This window comes from Amycolatopsis jejuensis (assembly GCF_000717335.1).
Lineage (GTDB): Bacteria > Actinomycetota > Actinomycetes > Mycobacteriales > Pseudonocardiaceae > Amycolatopsis > Amycolatopsis jejuensis.
On the sequence record NZ_JNYZ01000012.1, the window covers coordinates 489750 to 507143 of the forward strand.

The window sequence follows — 17394 nt, forward strand, 5'->3', positions numbered from 1 at the left end:
CACAGCCACCCACGAGACCGCTAGCGGAAGTCCACGTCGTCGCGGTTGACGTACGCGACGCGGTGGCCCAGCTGGATCTCCACGTACTCCGCCTCGCCCTCCACCACCTGGTTCTTGGTGGTGTCGAAGCCGGACGAGTAGTACTCCGAGCCGGTGGTCCCGCCCACGGTGTACTGCTGACCCGCGCCGAGCTGGTACGGCAGCGGCTTGAGCTCCTGCGCCGGGACGCCCTTGGGATAGGCGCTCGCCTCCGGGTACGCGCTCCCGTAGACCGCGACTTTTTCCTTGCCCGGCTTGGGAGTCACGACGTGCCCGCTGGCCGGATACGCCGTCGGCGCGTCGCCCGGGTTGCGGAACCAGCCCTTCTGACCGAGGTACCAGATCGCGGTCCAGTCGTCCTTCGTGTCCGCGACGACGTACTTCTGGCCGGTGGCCACCCGGCTGGCGACGTCCGCGACGTCCATTGTGGACGGGTTCGGGCCGTGCATGCCGACGTCGGGCAGCAGTGGCGCCGAGTCACTCGGCTCGGTGTGCAGCACGACCGCGCCGGAACCCCGCTCCGGACAAGGCTTCCCGGACCCGATCTTGTCACAGCCGGTGAAGGAGGGGCGGTTCACCGAGACGTCCGGATCGATCATGACCACGCGCGAGTGCGGCGAGCCGTAGTGCCGCAGCGGGGCGCCGAGCAGGTCGAAGTAGTGCGCCCAGTCCCAGTACGGACCCGGGTCCCAGTGCATGTCCTTGATCCGGTCCGCGGTGGGGCCGGGCACGTTGTCGTGGCCGAGGAGGTGCGCGCGGTCGAGCGGAACGCCGTAGCGGCGGGCGAGGTAGCCCACCAGCTTCGCCGACGACCGGTACATCGCCTCGGTGTACCAGGTGCCCAGCGCGGCGTAGCCTTCGTGCTCCACGCCGATGGACTTGGTGTTCACGTACCAGTTCCCGGCGTGCCAGCCGACGTCCTTGGTCGGGACGTGCTGGGCGACCATGCCGTCGGACGAGCGCACCGTGTAGTGCCACGCGAGCTGGCCAGGGGTCTTGGCCTGGTTCATGACCGCGTCCCAGGTGCCCTCGGTGTCGTGGATGACGATGTAGTCGATCTTCTGGCTGCTCGGCCGCTCCGCCTTGTCGTAGTTGCCGTAGCCGTTGCCGACCTTTTCGAACGGCGCGGGCACCGACTCGCACGACAGCGACCGCGGACACTCGGTGGCCGGCTTCGCGCCGACGCGCAGCCCGAGCCGGTCCGCCTGCGCGCGGTCCGGCGTGACCCCGGCCGCCGCCGCGAGCTTCAAGGACTGACCGTCGTCGGTCCGGCGGGCAATGCCGCTGGTAATGGTGCTGAAGACCTCATCGGCGAACGTACGCGCACCCGCCAGGTCTTCGGCACCGCTGTAGCGCGCGACAGCGCCGTACCAGTCCTTCGCGTTGTCGCTCTTTACGCCGAGCTGTTTCTGGTAGTCCGCGAGCAGGGCAGCGCCGCCGCGGATGTTCTGTACCGGGTCCGTACGCAGCGTCGCCACGTCTTTGTCGAGCAGTGCGGCTGCCTTGTCGATGGTCTGGCTACTGGGTGGCGGCGCGACCGGTTTGAGGGGTTTCAGCCGGAGGTTAGGCCGGGAATCGTCGCCACGGGGGTCTTCGTCGGGGTCGTCGAACTCAGTGCCGCTGAGGCCGGCCGTACGCACGTCGGTGAGGTGCATCGGCCCGTACCCGGCAGCAGTGCTGGGCGCGCCGGCGTGCGAGTCCCAGCGGGACTCGAGGTACGACACGCCGAGCAGCACGTCGAGCGGGACCCCGAACTCGCTGGCCGCGTCAGCGAACGCCCGCTGACGAGCTTCGTCGGCAGGCTGCGCGGTAGCCGGCACCGCCACCGCAACCGCGGCGAGGGCCAGTAACCCGGCAGTGACGGCGCCGAGCCGCCACGGGACAGATCGGGACATGGAATGGCTCCAGGTTGGGAAAGTGTTCCGCGCAAATCCAACCAGGTGGGGCCATATCGGGTGAGGTTTCGGCGCGCGGATGGCGCGAAGGGGCACCGGGCGTGCCTGTACAGGGGCTGTGCCGGTCCACCATCCCGGCACAGCCCCTCGAAGAGACGGTCAGCTCAGGTCGACGTCGTCCTGGTTGACGAAGGCCGTGCGGTACCCGATCTGGACCTGTACGTACTTCGTCTTGCCCTTCACCAGCTTGTTCGTTGCGCTGTCGAAGGAGGCCTTGTAGTACTCCGAGTCCACGATCGGGCCGGCCGCGTACTGCTGACCCGCGCTGAACTGGTACGGCAGCGGCGCCAGCTCCTGTGGCTTGATGTCCTTCGGATAGGCCTCCGCCTCCGGGTACGCCCGTCCGTAGACCGGCACGTTTTGCTTACCCGCCTTGGGCGTTGCGATCCGGCCGTTGGCCGGGTACGCGGTGGGCGCGTCGCCCGGGTTGCGGAACCAGCCCTTCTGGCCGAGGTACCAGATTGCCGTCCAGTCGCCCTTCGTCTCGGCGACCACGTACTTCTGGCCGGTCGTCACGCGGCTGGCCATGTCGTCGACGCGCATGGTGGACGGGTTCTTGCCGTGCATGCCGACGTCGGAAAGCAACGGTGCGGTGTCGTTCGGCTCGGTGCGCAGCACCACCGCCGAGGAACCCCTTTCGGGGCAAGGCTTTGTGTCGTTGTCCCCCTCGCATGAGGTGAAGGCGGGCTTGTTGATCGAGAAGTCCGGCGCGATCATGACCACCTTCGAGCCCGGCGTGCCGTAGTGCTGCAGCGGGGCGCCGAGCAGGTCGAAGTAGTGCGCCCAGTCCCAGTAGGGGCCCGGGTCCCAGTGCATCCCCGGGATGTGGGCCTTGTCCGGCCCCGGCACGGTGTCGTGGCCCAGAATGTGCTCGCGGTCCAGCGGAATCCCGAAGCGCTTGGCGAGGTAGCCGACGAGCTTCGCCGATGCTCGGTACATCGCCTCGGTGTACCACGTGCCCTTTCCTGCGAAGCCCTCGTGCTCCACGCCAACGGACTTCGAGTTCACGTAGAAGTTGCCTGCGTGCCAGCCGATGTCCTTGGTGGCCACGGCCTGGGCGACCAGCCCGTCCCTGGAACGCACCATGTAGTTCCACGCGGCCAGCTTTGGGCGCGGCGTCTGCACATCCTTGAGGGTGCCGTCCCAGGCGCCTTCGGTGTCGTGGATGACGATGTACTCGATCTTCTGGCTCTTCGGCCGGTCTGCCTTGTCGTAACCGACGTACGTGCCGTCGTCCAGCTTCTGGAACGGTGCAGGCTTCCACTCGCACGTCAGCGACTGCGGGCACTCGGCCGCGTTCGTCGCGTTCGTCGTGTCGGCGCGCAGACCGAGCCGGTCCGCCTGCGCACGGTCCGGAGCCGCGTCGGGCTTCGGAGCGAGCTTGACCGACTGGCCGTCGTCGGTCCGGTGCGCGATGCCGCTGCGGATGGTGTTGAAGACCTCGTCGGCGAAGGTGCGCGCACCATTGAGGTCGTCAGAACCGCTGTAGCGGGCGACCGCGCCATACCAGTCCTTCACGTTGGCGCTCTTGATACCCAGCTGGCGTTGGTAGTCCGCCAGCAGTGCAGCGCCGCCGCGGATGTTCTCGGCGGGGTCCTTGCGCAGGGTGTCCGCGTCGGTGCCGAGCAGTTCGGCAGCCTTGTCGATCGTCTGGCTGCCGGGAGGCGGAGCGCTCGGCTTCGGTGGTTTGCCCTGCTTGCGCGGTGCTACCTGCAGCATCGGGCGGGACGTGTCGCCGCGCGCATCGCCGTGGTCGTGCTCGGACTCGGTGGTGTCGTTGCCGACCGAGCGCAGATCGGTGAGGTGCATCGGCCCGTAACCGCCGGCTTTGCTGGCCGAACCGGGATGGGAATCCCAGCGGGACTCGAGGTAGGACACGCCGAGCAGCACGTCGAGCGGGACCCCGAATTCGCTGGCCGCGTCAGCGAACGCACGCTGACGGGCTTCGTCGGCGGGCTTCGCCTGTGCAGGCACCGTGACCGCGACCGCCGCGAGCGCCAGCAACCCGGCAGTGACGGCGCCTAATCGCCATGGAACAAAACGAGACATGAAAAAACTCCAGAATCGACAGGGAATCTGCGAAAATCAAACCAGATGTAGCAAAATCGGGCGGGATTTTCCGCGCATCGATATCCCCGGCGGGCATTGGACCTGCCTACCTGGTGAATCAGTTCAGTCCTATGGAATCGGCCACGGAGATGCGGCTGTCGGCTCGGGAGCCCGCAGCAGACGGTCCGGAGTGGACAGTCTCCAATCACCGTTGTGCTTCGGGAGCCTCGCGGGCGCGTCAGAGTTCGGCGAGCAACGCGCGCACCCGGCGGTCGATCTCGTCACGGATCGGGCGGATCTGTTCCACCGGCAGGCCTGCCGGGTCGTCCAGTTGCCAGTCCAGGTAACGCTTTCCGGGGAACACCGGGCATGCGTCACCGCAGCCCATGGTGATCACGACATCGGCGGCGTCGACCGCGTCGGTGGTCAGGCGCTTGGGGAATTCGCGGGAAACGTCGATCCCGAGTTCCGTCATGGCTGCGACCACCGCCGGGTTCACCTCGCTCGCCGGGGTCGATCCGGCCGAGCGGACCGCCACGCGACCGGCGGCGTGGTGGTGCAGCAGCGCGGCCGCCATCTGGGACCGCCCGGCGTTGTGGACGCAGACGAACAGGACTGTCTTCACGGCGTGACCTCCACTGGGGCCGAAGCGAAACGGCGACGCAGCGCGAGTGACACATACACCAGCGCCACCAGCACGGGAACCTCGATCAACGGCCCGACGACCCCGGCCAGCGCCTGTCCGCTGGTGGCGCCGAACGTGGCGATGGCAACGGCGATCGCGAGCTCGAAGTTGTTGCCCGCAGCGGTGAACGCCAGCGTCGTGGTGCGTTCGTACGACAACCCGGCCGCGCGGCCGAAGGCGTACGACCCGGCCCACATCAGTCCGAAGTAGACCAGCAACGGCACCGCGATCCGGACCACGTCCATCGGCCGCGCGGTGATCTGATCTCCTTGCAGGGCAAAGAGAATCACGATTGTGAACAGCAGCCCGTACAGCGCGGCCGGGCCGATTTTCGGCAGGAACTCCGATTCGTACCAGGCACGGCCGCGGGCGCGTTCGCCGAGACGGCGCGTCAGGTACCCGGCCACCAGCGGAATCCCGAGAAAGATCAGCACGCTCTTCGCGATCTGCCATCCGGACACGGCGAGGTCGGCCTGCGGGAGACCGAGCCAGCCGGGCAGGACGGTGAGGTAGAACCAGCCCAGCAGGCCGAACGCGACCACCTGGAACACCGAGTTCAGCGCGACCAGCACAGCGGCGGCTTCGCGGTCGCCGCACGCGAGGTCGTTCCAGATGATCACCATCGCGATGCACCGGGCGAGCCCGACGATGATCAACCCGGTGCGGTACTCCGGCAGGTCGGGCAGCAGCAGCCAGGCGAGCGCGAACATCAGCGCCGGGCCGACCAGCCAGTTCAGCACGAGCGACGGCCACAGCAGCCGCCGGTCGCGGGTGACCGTGCCGAGGCGGTCGTAGCGGACTTTCGCCAGCACCGGGTACATCATCACCAGCAGCCCGAGCGCGATCGGCAGGGAAATCCCGTCCACCTGCACCGCGGACAGCGCCGTGTCCAGCCCGGGAATCCAGCGCCCGGCGAGCAATCCGGCGACCATCGCGGCGGCGATCCACGCGGGCAGGAAACGGTCCAAAGTGGACAGTTTGCCGACGACCCCGTTCGCGGTGCCGGTCATGCCGGAACCGGGATGAGCACGGCCGAAAGCCGGGCCAGCACCTCGGGATGGACGCGGTAGTACACCCACGTACCGCGCCGTTCGCCGGTGATCAAGCCGGACTCGCGCAGGACCTTGAGGTGGTGGGAGATCGTCGGGCCGGTCAGCTCGAACGCGCCGGTCAGGTCGCACACGCACGCCTCGCCGCCGTCGTGGGACGCGATCAGCGACAGCAGCCGCAGCCGGACCGGGTCGGCCATCGCTTTGAACAGCCTGGCCAGCTCGGCGGCCTGCTCCTCGCCCAAGGGTTCGCGGACCAGCGGGGAGCAGCAGGCGTCCACCTGTTTCGACATGTGTCTATCTTGACAGACTTCTAAACAAGGAGCAATCATCATTCGGCTGCCGAAGGAGGCGGGGATGTCACGAATACAGCTCGCACTGCGGGTCGGGGATCTGGAAGGCTCGATCGCCTTCTACGCCAAGCTGTTCGGCACCGAACCGGCCAAGCTTCGCCCCGGTTACGCGAATTTCGCCATCGCCGAACCCGCGCTGAAGCTCGTCCTCCTTGAGGGCGAGCCAGGCCAGGCGACGGTGATGGACCATCTGGGCGTCGAGGTCGAGTCGACGGAGGAGGTGAGCGCGGCCAGTGCGCGCCTCACCGGGGAAGGCCTGGAAACCTTGCCCGAGAACGACACAACGTGCTGCTATGCGGTGCAGGACAAGGTGTGGGTGCACGGTCCTGGCCAGGAGCCGTGGGAGGTGTACACGGTGAAGGCCGACTCGCGGACCTTCGGGCCTGCTCAATCCGAAGGCTGCTGTTCCTGATCACCGTCCGGCAAGGTCAGCTGGGCACGGTGGAACTCGAAATGCCGGGCCGGGAACCGGTAGACGTCCGCCAAGGTCATGCGGTCCCGGAAAAACGGATCCCACCGGGTGGGATAGTGCATGCCCCGGTCGAGTTCGACGTCGGTTTCCCGGTCGAGACGGCGGTGCAGCGCCGCGATCGTCCGGTCGAACAACGTCAGCATCCACCGCCTCGGCAGCACCGCGCCACCGAGCCAGGACCCGGCGAAGTTGACCACGTCGAACGGCGCGGTGCCCGCGTTCAGCAGCCGCGAATACGCGCGACTCACCCCGTCCGGCAGGCGATCGAACAGCCGCACCAGCCGGAGCAGGGCGCGGATGATCAGGTAGCCGAGCAGCATGTGGAACAGCAGCTGACGGTTGTTCCACCGGGTGCCTGCACTCGGCCGCCGCAGGTCGCTCTCGCTCGCCCGGTCCAGCAGCTGGTGAAAGCTCCGGCGGGCCTGCTCCATCTCTTCGTGAACGGCCACTCTGTCCACCTGGTCAGTGTCCGCCGCCGGGGCTGAGAAGGCCAGTGCTGCTGCAGTGGCCGAACTTCACGCAGTACGGCCAGCCCTGCCAGCCCGCACGCGAGATAGCCGAACGCGACCTCGGGCCGCAGGCCGGCTGGCAACCAGGGCGTAGGACAACAGGAAGGCGACGACGCCGACGACCAGGAGTGGCCCGCGGTCGGAGATCTTTCCCGCCGGGAAGGAGACCACGGTGGCAGCTACGTGGTACGCCGGGTACCGGTGGACGATTTCCCGGCACGGAACAAACCCGCCGGTCAAACGCTCGCAGGCCAAGTTTCCCCAGCGTAAGCAGACCCTCCTTGCGAAGCTGGCACTCCCGTGGCTAGAGTGCTAATCGAACGGCCCGGACAGCCCCGGCACCCGCGACGGCGGGGGTGGTATGAGCCGTAACAAGTCATATTGCCGACGCTTTCGACGACCGTGGAGGTCAACCCGGTGAGCGTGAACATCAAGCCGCTCGAGGACAAGATCGTTGTCCAGACGAGCGAGGCCGAGGAGACGACCGCTTCCGGCCTCGTCATCCCCGACACTGCCAAGGAGAAGCCCCAGGAGGGCAAGGTTCTGGCCGTTGGCCCGGGCCGCATCGACGACAAGGGCAACCGCGTTCCGGTGGACGTGGCTGTCGGCGACGTCGTCATCTACTCCAAGTACGGCGGTACCGAGGTCAAGTACAACGGTGAGGACTACTTGATCCTCTCCGCCCGCGACGTGCTGGCCGTCATCAACTGACAGTCACTCGCAGCGCAAGGACGCCCCGGGCCCCGCACCAAGCCGGGGTGCGGGGCGTTCTTTGTGTCGCACGACAACCGAAAGGCAAGCGGAAAGCGTCATGCCCAAGCAGATCAGTTTCGACGAGGACGCTCGTCGCGCGCTCGAGCGCGGGGTGAACAAGCTCGCCGACGCGGTCAAGGTCACCCTCGGCCCGCGCGGTCGCCACGTCGTCCTCGACAAGAAGTTCGGCGGGCCCACGATCACGCTCGACGGCGTCACCGTCGCCCGCGAGATCGAGCTCGAGGACCCGTTCGAGAACCTCGGTGCGCAGCTCGCCAAGAGCGTCGCCACGAAGACCAACGACGTCGCCGGTGACGGCACCACCACCGCAACGGTGCTGGCCCAGTCGCTGGTGAAGCACGGCCTGCGCAACGTCGCCGCCGGTGCCAACCCGACCGCGGTCGGCAAGGGCATCGAGGCGGCCGCGGACAAGGTCGTCGAGATCCTCAAGGCCAAGGCCACCCCGGTCAAGGGCCGCGACAACATCGCCCAGGTCGGCACCGTCACCTCGCGCGACGCCACGATCGGCCAGCTGCTCGGCGAGGCCGTCGAGCGCGTCGGCGAAGACGGCGTGATCACCATCGAGGAGTCGTCCACCCTGGCGACCGAGCTCGTGATCACCGAGGGTGTCCAGTTCGACAAGGGCTTCCTGTCGGCGCACTTCGCCACCAGCCCCGAGGACCAGAAGGCGATCCTCGAGGACGCCTACATCCTGCTCCACCGCGAGAAGATCTCGGCGCTGGCCGACCTGCTCCCGGTGCTGGAGAAGGTCGTCGAGGCGAAGAAGCCGCTGCTCATCATCGCCGAGGACGTCGACGGCGAGGCGCTGTCCACCCTCGTGGTGAACTCGCTGCGCAAGACGATCACCGCGGTCGCGGTCAAGGCGCCGTTCTTCGGCGACCGCCGCAAGGCGTTCCTGGACGACCTTGCCGTCGTCACCGGTGGCGAGGTCATCTCCGCCGAGATCGGCCGCAAGCTGTCCGAAGTGGACCTCGGTTCGCTCGGCAAGGCGCGCCGGATCGTCGTCACCAAGGACGACACCACGATCGTCGACGGCGCGGGCACGAAGGACGCCATCGCCGGGCGGACCGCGCAGATCCGCAAGGAGATCGAGACCACCGACTCCGACTGGGACCGCGAGAAGCTGCAGGAGCGGCTCGCGAAGCTCGGCGGCGGCGTGGCCGTGATCAAGGTCGGCGCGGCCACCGAGACCGAGCTGAACGAGCGCAAGCACCGCATCGAGGACGCCGTGGCTTCCACCAAGGCGGCCGTCGAGGAGGGCATCCTGCCCGGCGGCGGGTCGGCGCTCGTGCACGCGGTGAAGGAGCTCGAGGGCGACCTCGGCCTCACCGGTGACGAGGCCACCGGCGTGGCGATCGTCCGCGACGCGCTCACCGCCCCGCTGTTCTGGATCGCGTCGAACGCGGGCCACGAGGGTGCGGTCATCGTGAACAAGGTCCAGGAGCAGAGCTGGGGCCATGGCTTCAACGCGGCCACCGGCGAGCTCACCGACCTGATCGCGGGCGGCATCGTCGACCCGGTCAAGGTCACCCGCTCGGCAGTCGCGAACGCGGCTTCCATCGCGCGGCTGGTGCTCACCACGGAAAGCTCCGTGGTCGAGAAGCCTGCCGACCAGGAGCCCGACGCAGGTCACGGCCACGGGCACGCGCACTGACGCAACCCGCGGCACCGGGGCGGCACTCGAGAGAGTGCCGCCCCACTGTCTTTTGCGGACTGTCCACATCGGGCAAGCGAAGGGGCGGTGTCCGATGTGGACACCGCCCCTTCCGCGCCGGGAGAAAATCAGCTGTGCGCCATGGTCAGCGCGCGTTTGTCCTGTTTGATGATGTGGTCCCGTTCCGATTCGGACAGTCCGCCCCAGATCCCGTACGGCTCGTGCACGGCCAGCGCGTGGCTTCGGCACAGGTCCAGCACCGGGCACGCCAGGCAGATCGCCTTGGCCCTCGCCTCACGCCGTGCCCTCGCCGGTCCCCGCTCTCCGTCCGGGTGGAAGAAAGACGCGCTGTCCATCCCCCGGCACGACCCCTCCAGCTGCCAGTCCCACATGTCCGCATTGGGTCCGGGGAGCCTGCGCGTGTCTGCCATCCTGACCGCCTCCGTCATCCGGTCGATGCCATTAGCTGCTCTGCTGTGGTGCCGATACTCCATTCGGTGCAACGGCGGTAACGTTAGAAGCGCGCCAATAGTTGTTCAATAGATCCGCGGCGATTCAGCCGTTAGGCATCCCCCGGATGTGTGAGCTGGGCTTTTGGCTCGGGTTGCCGTGACCGCGAGCGGGCAGGATATTGGCCGGGTGGGATCCGGATCGGGCGATGGAGAACCCACCCTGCCGGTGGCCTCGGTCGCCCGCCGGCTCGGGGTCGCGCCGTCCACCCTGCGTACCTGGGATCGGCGCTACGGTCTCGGCCCCAGCCGGCACACCGACGGCAGGCACCGGCGCTACGGAAGTTCCGACATCGGCCGTCTCGAGCTCATGCAGCGCGCGTTGCTTCGCGGAGCTTCGACAGCGGAAGCCGCGCGGTACGCGTTGGAGCAGATGCCGCGCGCGGACGCCGTACCGGCGCCGACAGAGCCCACAGCGGAATCAGCGGGTAATTCTGCCTCTGACGACGGCGAAGTCCCTTCGCGCCTCGCGCGCCGGTTGAGCACCGCGGCGTTGGCCATGGACGTCGGCGCGGTACAGCGCATGCTCGCCGAAGCGATAGCCGAGCTGGGCGTGCTGTCAGCGTGGTCCGGCGTCATCGACCCAGTTCTTACGGCACTGGGTGCGCGGTGGCGTGGTGTGCACGCGGGCGCCGAGGTCGAGTACCTGCTCGCCGAGTGCGTGTACGCGGCACTGGTGCGCGCGACACCCGTCCTAGACGAGCCGCGCAACCAGCGTCCGGTGCTACTCGCGTGCGTACCCGAGGAACGGGACACCATGTCCGTGTACGCGCTGGCTGCCGCCCTCGCGGGACGACGTATCGGCGCGCAGTTCTTCGGTGTGGCGCTGCCGCCGGAGGTGCTCGCGGTGGCCGTACGGCGAAGCGCGCCAGCCGCAGTGGTGCTGTGGGCACACCGCGCTGTCGCCGACCCACGCCTGTTCGCGCGCGTCTCCCGCGGACGGCAACGCAGCCGCCTCTTCGCCTGCGGCCCCGGCTGGGATCCGGCAATGCTGCCCCCGAAAGTCGAGCTGCTGGCCGATCTTCCGGCCGCTGCCGACCGCGTGGAGCACGTTCTTGTCGGTGCGCCGCGATAGAAAGGTCACGTGGACGAAGAAGCGCTGGCGACCCTCGCCTTCGGCACGTGCGCCGCGCCGCCCGGTCCGCTACCTCGGACGGGCACCCCGCGGCAACGCCTGCTGTCGGCCATCGTGCTGGGCGCGCGGGGGTGGTACGCCGCGGCGTCGGCACTGCTGGACCCACTGCGCCGGAACAGCGACCCGGTGATGGCTTCGCTGGCCGCCAGCACGCTCGCCTCGCACCGCCGCCAGCTGGGCGGGCACGTACTGGCGAGGAGATTGGACGGGGAGGCCCTGCTGGCGACCATCCGCGGCGCAGGCTCGTCCGATCCGCACGGTCTTGGCGTTCCCGGCTCGTGCGGTCTCGGCCTTCCCGGCGCGCCCGGCCTTGGCTTGCCCGATCCGCACGGTCTCGGCTTGCCCGATCCGCACGGTCCTGGCCTCCCCGGCCCACCCGGCCTCGGCCCACCCGACCCGCGCGGTCTCGGTCCGCCCGGCCCGCCCGGCCTCGGCCCATCCGGCCCGCACGGTCTCGGCCTTCCCAGTCCGCGCGGTCTCGGCCCACCCGGCGCGCACGGCCCTGACGTCCCTGACCCGCGCGGTCTCGGTTCCCCCGATCCACATGGCCTCGGCACGCCCGACCCGCGCAGCCTCGGCCCACCCGACCCGCACGGCCTCGACCTCCCCGGTGCCCAAGCCGACGCACTCCTCGGGCTCGCCGCGGACAACCTCGCCATCGGCCGCCTCCCCGCTGCCCGGCGGCTCGCGGCCCGGGCGGCGCAGGTCGACCGGCGATGGCGCGCCACCGTCCGGGGCGGCTGGGTCGGGGCCGAGATCGAGCTCGCCGCCGGACGGCCCGAAGCGGCCGTCGAGCCCGCTCGGCTGGCGTACGACACCGCCGTCGCCCACAAGGCGCAGCGGCATGCCGTCAAGTCCGCCATCGTGCTCGGCGTCGCCTTGCACGCGGCCGGGCAGGAGGGCGCCGCAAAGCTCGTCGTCGAAGCCGGAGAAACGGCCGAGAAATGCGAGCTCTATTCACTTATTTGGGTGGCTGCGCGGGTCGGGGCAGATCTGGTTCACGACCGGGCCGAGGAGTATCGATTCAGGAGCCGGGAAGTGTTGCACGCAGTGTTACGGCACGCGGATCCTTGCGTGATGCGCATCGCACGGGAATCGCCGTGGGTCCCCGCCGGACCCGGGTAGGCCTGCGGGAACGCCCGTTCCGGCATCCGGGCTAAGAAACTTCAAAAAAAGCCACCGGATCGTGTCAAGGTTCGGGCTAAAGCGTCCGATAGGGGAAGTGGAATGTCACCCGGCTGCAGGAAGGAAACCCCGTGACGACGGTCTTGATCTGCGACGACCGACGCAGTGTCCGCGAAGGGCTCACCCGTGTGATGTCCGCGGTCCCAGGGGTCAGTCGCATCGACTGCGTAGCGCACGGTGACGAGCTGCTGGCCCGGTACACCCGTCAGCCGGTCGACGTCGTACTGGTCGGGACGCAGCGCGCGGTCCCGACGGGCGTCGAGGCCACGCGCCGGCTCGTCTCCGCGAACCCCCAGGCGAACGTCATCGTCTTCGGTGCCCCGGACGACGCGGGCAGCATCGCCGCCGCGATTGCCGGCGGGGCCCGCGGTTACCTGCGCTGGGACGCTTCGCGGCCGGAGCTCGTCGCCGCGCTGGCGCACACGCTCGCCAGCACCTCGGTGCCCGCGCCGCGGCAGCCGTCCGACCCGGGCGTGCAGCTCACCGAGCGCGAGCTGCAGGTGCTGCGCGGCATGAGCCAGGGCAAGAGCAACGGCCAGATCGGCCGTGAGCTGTACCTCTCCGAGGACACGGTCAAGACGCACGCGCGGCGGCTCTTCCGCAAGCTCGGCGTCCGCGACCGCGCGCAGGCCGTCGCGCACGGCTTCCGCCGCGGTCTCGTCTCCTGAACCACCGCTCCACCAGCAGCACGGGACTTCCGATCCGATCATCACGGTGACGACGGGCCAGGGCCGCAAGCCCTGGCCCGTACCTGTGTGCTGCTGCCGAAATACCCGCCAGTACCCGCCGCCGCGTCCCCACCGGCTCTTCCCGCCCCGCCCACCTGCGACAATCGCCGGTGCCCCGCGCGCGAGCCCCCCTCGGCGCGCCGGTCACCACCTCTGGCGGTTGTCTGGTAGGACTCCGCCGGTACGGTAGCTGTGACCGGCGCACGGCGGTAACGACCACGCGCCGGATTCTTTGCACGCCTACACGTAACGCTGGGACTGTTGTCTGCGATGGCCACTGTGGGGGATGGACTGGACGAGCCGGTCGCCGCCGCTGTCGAGGGAGACCCTCAGGCAGTGGAGCGGTTGCTGGCGGCCATTCGTCCCCTTGTGGTGCGGTATTGCCGCGCCCGGGTTGGCAGGCAGGAGCGTTCGTTCGCTTCGGCAGACGACGTTGCGCAGGAGGTGTGTCTCGCGGTGCTCACGGCATTGCCTTCGTACCGTGACCAGGGCCGCCCTTTCCTGGCATTCGTTTACGGGATCGCCCAGCACAAGGTGGCCGATGCGCATCGAGCCGCCGCGCGCAACCGGGCGGAGCCGGTCGCCGAGATCCCCGACGAGGTCGAGAACGGCGTCGGCCCCGAGCAGCGTGCGCTGCAGGGTGAGCTGAACGAGCGGATGGCCCAGTTGTTGCAGGTACTGCCGGACAAGCAGCGGGAAATCGTCGTGCTGCGGGTCGTGGTGGGGCTGTCGGCGGAGGAGACGGCGGAGGCCGTCGGATCCACGCCGGGTGCCGTCCGCGTCGCCCAGCACCGGGCCCTTGCCCGCTTGCGTAAGGTGCTCGCCGCCGAGGAGGTGATCTGAGTGACCGACCGCGAAGACCGGGACCGCGACTTGTCGCCGTCCGCGCAGACGAGCGGAATGACCGGATACGACGCGGAGGCCGACGGGGACCTCACGGCCATCCAGGCCGACGACGCGCTGCTCGACGCGCTCGGCGGGACGGATCCGGCCGTCGCCGACGGACTCGGGGACCAGGAGCTCAATGCGCTCCTGCTGGCCTGGCGCCGAGACATCGACAGCGAGCCGCTGGCCGAGCTGGTCGACGTCGACACCGCTGTCAGCACGGTGAAAACCGCCACGCTGGCGCGCAAGTACTCCAGCCGCAGCCGCCGTCGCCGCATTCTCGTGCCGGTGGCCGCCGCGTGCGCCGCCGCAGCCATCGCCTTCACCGGCACCGGCCTCGCCGCGCGTGACGCCCAGCCCGGCGACACGCTGTGGGGCCTCGCCAAGGTCCTGTACGCCGACCACACGCGGTCCGTCGAGGCCGCCGCGGCCGCGAAGCTCGACCTGGAGAAGGCGAACCTGGCACTGGCCGACAACCGGCTCGCCGACGCCCGCCGCGCCCTCGACGACGCCAAGGCCGCGCTCAACCAGGTCGCCGATTCCGAGAACCGCGACCTGCTCCTGCAACAGCACCGGCAGCTGGCCGCGCAGCTCGGCACGCCAACGGCACCCCCGTCGGGCCAGACGCCCACCACGTCGCCCCCGGCGTCGGCGGCGCACGACCCGGCCAGCAGCACGGCACAGCAGTCCACCGGGCGGCCGACGTCGCTTCCGGGCACCGGCACCACGAGCCTGCCGCCCACCTCGGTCACGCAGCAGCCGCCACCGCCGACCACGTCCACCACGACCCCGCCGCCGGCCACCACCAGCGCCACGGCGAACGACCCGGGCGGCAGCCCGCGCAACGAGTCGTCGCAGGGCGCGCAGGTACCGAACGGCACCGGCGGGGCGTAACTTCAGCGAGCGCCCGGGTTTTCGTGGCACCGTGGTTCCTCCGAGATGAGGGAGGCACAGTGCTGGTATTCGGAGAGCCCTACGAGACTTCCGGCGGGACCGTGCTGGTCACCGTCACCAGGCAGGGTCGCCGCGGGGGACCTGGCCGCGCGGTCGGCCTGTACACGATCACCGCGGACGGCGTCACCTGGACACCGGCAACGGATGAGAGCCGGATCGCCCTGATCGGCGTTTGCACGGGCTTCGTGGCGGCAGCGTTCTCGACGCTCGCGCTGGTCCATCGTCCGCCGTGGCCCGCGCTCACCGAGCGCGTGATGACCGCGCAGGCGGAGGCCCGGATCGCGGAGGCCCGCCGCCGGTGACGCAAAACGAGGTCCTGGTGGCGAAACTCACCAGGACCTCGTCGTAAAACCGGCAAATCAGGGCAAAAACCCGGTCAGTAAGCGCTTTCGTTGGCCGTGACCCCGTCCGCGAAGCCGCGGCAGTAGTCCCAGCTCACGTAGTCGCCCGGGTTCGGGTCGAAGGCCGGCTCGTGCGGGCGCATCCGGCCGTCCGACAGCAGCTGCTCCAGGCTGGCCCGCAGCAGGTGCCAGTCGTGGTAGTGGGGTTCGTCGCATTCACCGCAGTCGACCACGATGCCGCGGACCCCGCGTGGCTCGAGAAGAGCCTGGTACACGGCGAGATCGGACAGGTCGGCCAGCAGCTCGGTGCGTTCGTCCGCGCTGATCGGCTCTTCGAGGTGGTCGTCGGGGTCGGGGATGGCCCGGGCCGGATCGTCCGGGTCGTCCGCGAACGGATCGGGGGGCAACACTTCGTGCGGCACGGCCTGCACGGTACCGGGCCGGGCCACCTGCCCGGGCCGGGGCCCCGGCCCGGATATCATGAGGGGAAGGCCCGACCACCCTCGGCCGTGTCAGGCAACGCCGCCCGCGACTTCCGCCCACTCCCGCCAGGAAGGCCCTTCGCCCGCAATGACCAGCGAAAGCATCACCACCGCCGTGCCCAGCAAGTTCGCGATGCTCGGCTTGACCTTCGATGACGTGCTGCTGCTGCCTGCCGAATCGGACGTGGTGCCGAGCGGGGTCGATACGAGTACCCGGCTCAGCCGCAACATCATGCTCAACGTGCCGCTGGTCTCCGCCGCGATGGACACCGTCACCGAGGGGCGGATGGCGATCGCCATGGCCCGACAGGGCGGGATCGGCGTGCTGCAGCGCAATCTGCCGATCGAGGAGCAGGCGGCGGCGGTCGAGGTCGTCAAGCGGTCCGAGGCGGGCATGGTCACCGACCCGGTCACCTGCGCTCCCGACGACACTCTCGCCGAGGTCGACGCGCTGTGTGCGCGCTTCCGCATTTCCGGCGTTCCGGTCACCGACGCCTCCGGCCAGCTGGTGGGCATCATCACCAACCGCGACATGCGGTTCGAGGTCGACCACACGCGCCCGGTGAGCGAGGTCATGACGAAGGCGCCGCTGGTCACCGCGCAGGTCGGGGTCACCGCGGAGGCCGCGCTCGGGCTGCTGCGCCGGCACAAGATCGAGAAGCTGCCGATCGTCGACGGCGCGGGCAAGCTGCGCGGGCTGATCACGGTCAAGGATTTCGTGAAGACCGAGCAGTATCCGCGGGCCAGCAAGGACCCGGACGGCCGGCTTATCGTCGGCGCCGCGGTCGGCGTAGGTCCGGACGGGCACAAGCGCGCGATGGCGCTGGCCGAAGCAGGCGTAGACGTGCTGATGGTCGACACCGCGCACGGCCACTCGCGCGCGGTCGTCGACACCGTGCGGCTGCTGAAGAAGGAACTCGGCGAAACCGTCGACATCGTGGGCGGCAACGTCGCCACGCGTGCTGGGGCGCAGGCGCTCGTCGACGCGGGCGTGGACGGCGTGAAGGTCGGCGTCGGCCCGGGTTCGATCTGCACCACGCGCATCGTCGCGGGCGTCGGCGTACCGCAGATCTCCGCGATCTACGAGGCCGACCAGGCGTGCCGTCCGGCGGGTGTCCCGGTGATCGGTGACGGCGGCATCCAGTACTCCGGCGACATCGCGAAGGCCATCGCGGCCGGTGCGTCCACGGTGATGCTGGGCAGCCTGCTGGCCGGTACTGCCGAATCGCCCGGTGACCTGATCCTGGTCGGCGGCAAGCAGTTCAAGGTCTACCGCGGCATGGGCTCGCTGGGGGCCATGCAGTCGCGCGGCGAGGCGAAGTCGTACTCCAAGGACCGCTACGCGCAGGACGACGTGCTCAACGAGGACAAGCTCGTGCCCGAGGGCATCGAAGGCCGCATCCCGTTCCGCGGTCCGCTCGCGAACGTGGTGCACCAGCTCGTCGGCGGCCTCCGCGCGGGAATGGGATACGCGGGCGCGGAGACGATTCCGCAGCTGCAGGAGGCGCAGCTGGTGCGGATCACCGCGGCCGGGCTCAAGGAGAGCCACCCGCACGACGTCACCATGACCGTCGAGGCGCCGAACTACACGACGCGGTGACGCCGTTCCGCCACACTGGCCCTCCAGCCACACGGG

General features: G+C 69.3%; 18 protein-coding genes. 10 read left to right on the forward strand and 8 right to left on the reverse strand.

Features of this window, described 5'->3' with window-relative positions; all coding sequences use genetic code 11:
• Window positions 1–20 precede the first annotated feature (20 nt).
• The 5 genes from OO71_RS19845 to OO71_RS19865 form a co-directional block, all read right to left on the reverse strand.
• Window positions 21–1934 (reverse strand): N-acetylmuramoyl-L-alanine amidase, encoded by a 1914-nt coding sequence (locus OO71_RS19845; protein ID WP_033291240.1) that lies wholly within the window; start codon window positions 1932–1934, stop codon window positions 21–23.
• A gap of 159 nt (window positions 1935–2093) precedes the next feature.
• Window positions 2094–4043, reverse strand: coding sequence for an N-acetylmuramoyl-L-alanine amidase (locus tag OO71_RS19850; RefSeq protein WP_033291241.1), 1950 nt, complete (start codon window positions 4041–4043; stop codon window positions 2094–2096).
• A 238-nt stretch (window positions 4044–4281) separates the two neighbouring features.
• Window positions 4282–4620: an arsenate reductase/protein-tyrosine-phosphatase family protein gene (locus OO71_RS19855; protein ID WP_051791727.1), complete on the reverse strand. Its 339-nt coding sequence runs from the start codon at window positions 4618–4620 to the stop codon at window positions 4282–4284.
• A gap of 44 nt (window positions 4621–4664) precedes the next feature.
• Window positions 4665–5738 carry an ACR3 family arsenite efflux transporter gene (arsB, locus tag OO71_RS19860; protein WP_033291243.1) on the reverse strand — a complete coding sequence of 358 codons (1074 nt, stop codon included), beginning with the start codon at window positions 5736–5738 and terminating at the stop codon, window positions 4665–4667.
• Window positions 5735–6070 (reverse strand): ArsR/SmtB family transcription factor, encoded by a 336-nt coding sequence (locus OO71_RS19865; protein WP_033291244.1) that lies wholly within the window; start codon window positions 6068–6070, stop codon window positions 5735–5737. Before OO71_RS19865 ends, arsB begins: the two co-directional genes overlap by 4 nt.
• A 64-nt stretch (window positions 6071–6134) precedes the next feature.
• Between OO71_RS19865 and OO71_RS19870 the strand changes: the two genes are divergently transcribed.
• Window positions 6135–6542, forward strand: coding sequence for an ArsI/CadI family heavy metal resistance metalloenzyme (locus OO71_RS19870; RefSeq protein WP_033291245.1), 408 nt, complete (start codon window positions 6135–6137; stop codon window positions 6540–6542).
• Here OO71_RS19870 and OO71_RS19875 read toward each other — a convergent pair.
• The gene (locus OO71_RS19875; protein WP_342669935.1) at window positions 6518–7051 is read right to left on the reverse strand and encodes a DinB family protein; all 534 of its coding nucleotides are present in this window, start codon (window positions 7049–7051) and stop codon (window positions 6518–6520) included. The genes OO71_RS19870 and OO71_RS19875 overlap by 25 nt on opposite strands.
• A 477-nt stretch (window positions 7052–7528) precedes the next feature.
• Here OO71_RS19875 and groES point away from each other — a divergent pair, with 477 nt between their 5' ends.
• Both groES and groL read left to right on the forward strand, forming a co-directional pair.
• On the forward strand, window positions 7529–7822 hold the full coding sequence (groES, locus tag OO71_RS19880; RefSeq protein ID WP_033291355.1) for a co-chaperone GroES: 294 nt from the start codon (window positions 7529–7531) through the stop codon (window positions 7820–7822).
• 100 nt (window positions 7823–7922) lie between these two features.
• The gene (groL, locus tag OO71_RS19885) at window positions 7923–9539 is read left to right on the forward strand and encodes a chaperonin GroEL (RefSeq protein WP_033291247.1); all 1617 of its coding nucleotides are present in this window, start codon (window positions 7923–7925) and stop codon (window positions 9537–9539) included.
• A gap of 128 nt (window positions 9540–9667) precedes the next feature.
• Here the strand turns inward: groL and OO71_RS19890 are convergent, their stop codons facing one another.
• Window positions 9668–9970, reverse strand: a complete 303-nt coding sequence (locus tag OO71_RS19890) for a WhiB family transcriptional regulator (protein WP_033291356.1) — start codon at window positions 9968–9970, stop codon at window positions 9668–9670.
• Between the two features lie 208 nt (window positions 9971–10178).
• On the opposite strand from OO71_RS19890, the gene OO71_RS19895 reads away from it, so the two are divergent.
• The 6 genes from OO71_RS19895 to OO71_RS19925 all read left to right on the forward strand — a co-directional run bounded on the left by OO71_RS19895 (window position 10179) and on the right by OO71_RS19925 (window position 15237).
• Window positions 10179–11123, forward strand: coding sequence for a MerR family transcriptional regulator (locus OO71_RS19895; protein WP_033291248.1), 945 nt, complete (start codon window positions 10179–10181; stop codon window positions 11121–11123).
• Between the two features lie 9 nt (window positions 11124–11132).
• On the forward strand, window positions 11133–12308 hold the full coding sequence (locus tag OO71_RS52270; RefSeq protein WP_425388689.1) for a hypothetical protein: 1176 nt from the start codon (window positions 11133–11135) through the stop codon (window positions 12306–12308).
• A gap of 131 nt (window positions 12309–12439) precedes the next feature.
• The gene (locus OO71_RS19910) at window positions 12440–13036 is read left to right on the forward strand and encodes a response regulator transcription factor (protein ID WP_020662719.1); all 597 of its coding nucleotides are present in this window, start codon (window positions 12440–12442) and stop codon (window positions 13034–13036) included.
• Between the two features lie 330 nt (window positions 13037–13366).
• Window positions 13367–13939, forward strand: coding sequence for a sigma-70 family RNA polymerase sigma factor (locus tag OO71_RS19915; RefSeq protein ID WP_033291249.1), 573 nt, complete (start codon window positions 13367–13369; stop codon window positions 13937–13939).
• Window positions 13940–14875 carry an anti-sigma-D factor RsdA gene (locus tag OO71_RS19920; RefSeq protein WP_033291250.1) on the forward strand — a complete coding sequence of 312 codons (936 nt, stop codon included), beginning with the start codon at window positions 13940–13942 and terminating at the stop codon, window positions 14873–14875.
• 59 nt (window positions 14876–14934) lie between these two features.
• The gene (locus OO71_RS19925; protein WP_033291251.1) at window positions 14935–15237 is read left to right on the forward strand and encodes a hypothetical protein; all 303 of its coding nucleotides are present in this window, start codon (window positions 14935–14937) and stop codon (window positions 15235–15237) included.
• Between the two features lie 74 nt (window positions 15238–15311).
• On the opposite strand, the gene OO71_RS19930 is transcribed toward OO71_RS19925, so the two are convergent.
• The gene (locus OO71_RS19930) at window positions 15312–15707 is read right to left on the reverse strand and encodes a DUF5319 domain-containing protein (RefSeq protein ID WP_033291359.1); all 396 of its coding nucleotides are present in this window, start codon (window positions 15705–15707) and stop codon (window positions 15312–15314) included.
• Between the two features lie 139 nt (window positions 15708–15846).
• Here OO71_RS19930 and guaB point away from each other — a divergent pair, with 139 nt between their 5' ends.
• A complete protein-coding gene (gene guaB / locus OO71_RS19935; RefSeq protein ID WP_033291252.1) occupies window positions 15847–17358 on the forward strand; it encodes an IMP dehydrogenase in 1512 nt (503 codons plus the stop codon).
• The last annotated feature ends 36 nt before the right edge of the window (window positions 17359–17394 follow it).

Coding starts and splice junctions, on each gene's coding strand:
- OO71_RS19855 (WP_051791727.1), bottom strand. CDS start 4,620: ATGGCGGCCGCGCTGCTGCACCACCACGCCGCCGGTCGCGTGGCGGTC.
- groL (WP_033291247.1), top strand. CDS start 7,923: ATGCCCAAGCAGATCAGTTTCGACGAGGACGCTCGTCGCGCGCTCGAG.
- OO71_RS19890 (WP_033291356.1), bottom strand. CDS start 9,970: ATGGCAGACACGCGCAGGCTCCCCGGACCCAATGCGGACATGTGGGAC.
- OO71_RS19865 (WP_033291244.1), bottom strand. CDS start 6,070: ATGTCGAAACAGGTGGACGCCTGCTGCTCCCCGCTGGTCCGCGAACCC.
- OO71_RS19845 (WP_033291240.1), bottom strand. CDS start 1,934: ATGTCCCGATCTGTCCCGTGGCGGCTCGGCGCCGTCACTGCCGGGTTA.
- OO71_RS19870 (WP_033291245.1), top strand. CDS start 6,135: ATGTCACGAATACAGCTCGCACTGCGGGTCGGGGATCTGGAAGGCTCG.
- OO71_RS19850 (WP_033291241.1), bottom strand. CDS start 4,043: ATGTCTCGTTTTGTTCCATGGCGATTAGGCGCCGTCACTGCCGGGTTG.
- guaB (WP_033291252.1), top strand. CDS start 15,847: ATGACCAGCGAAAGCATCACCACCGCCGTGCCCAGCAAGTTCGCGATG.
- arsB (WP_033291243.1), bottom strand. CDS start 5,738: ATGACCGGCACCGCGAACGGGGTCGTCGGCAAACTGTCCACTTTGGAC.
- OO71_RS19915 (WP_033291249.1), top strand. CDS start 13,367: ATGGCCACTGTGGGGGATGGACTGGACGAGCCGGTCGCCGCCGCTGTC.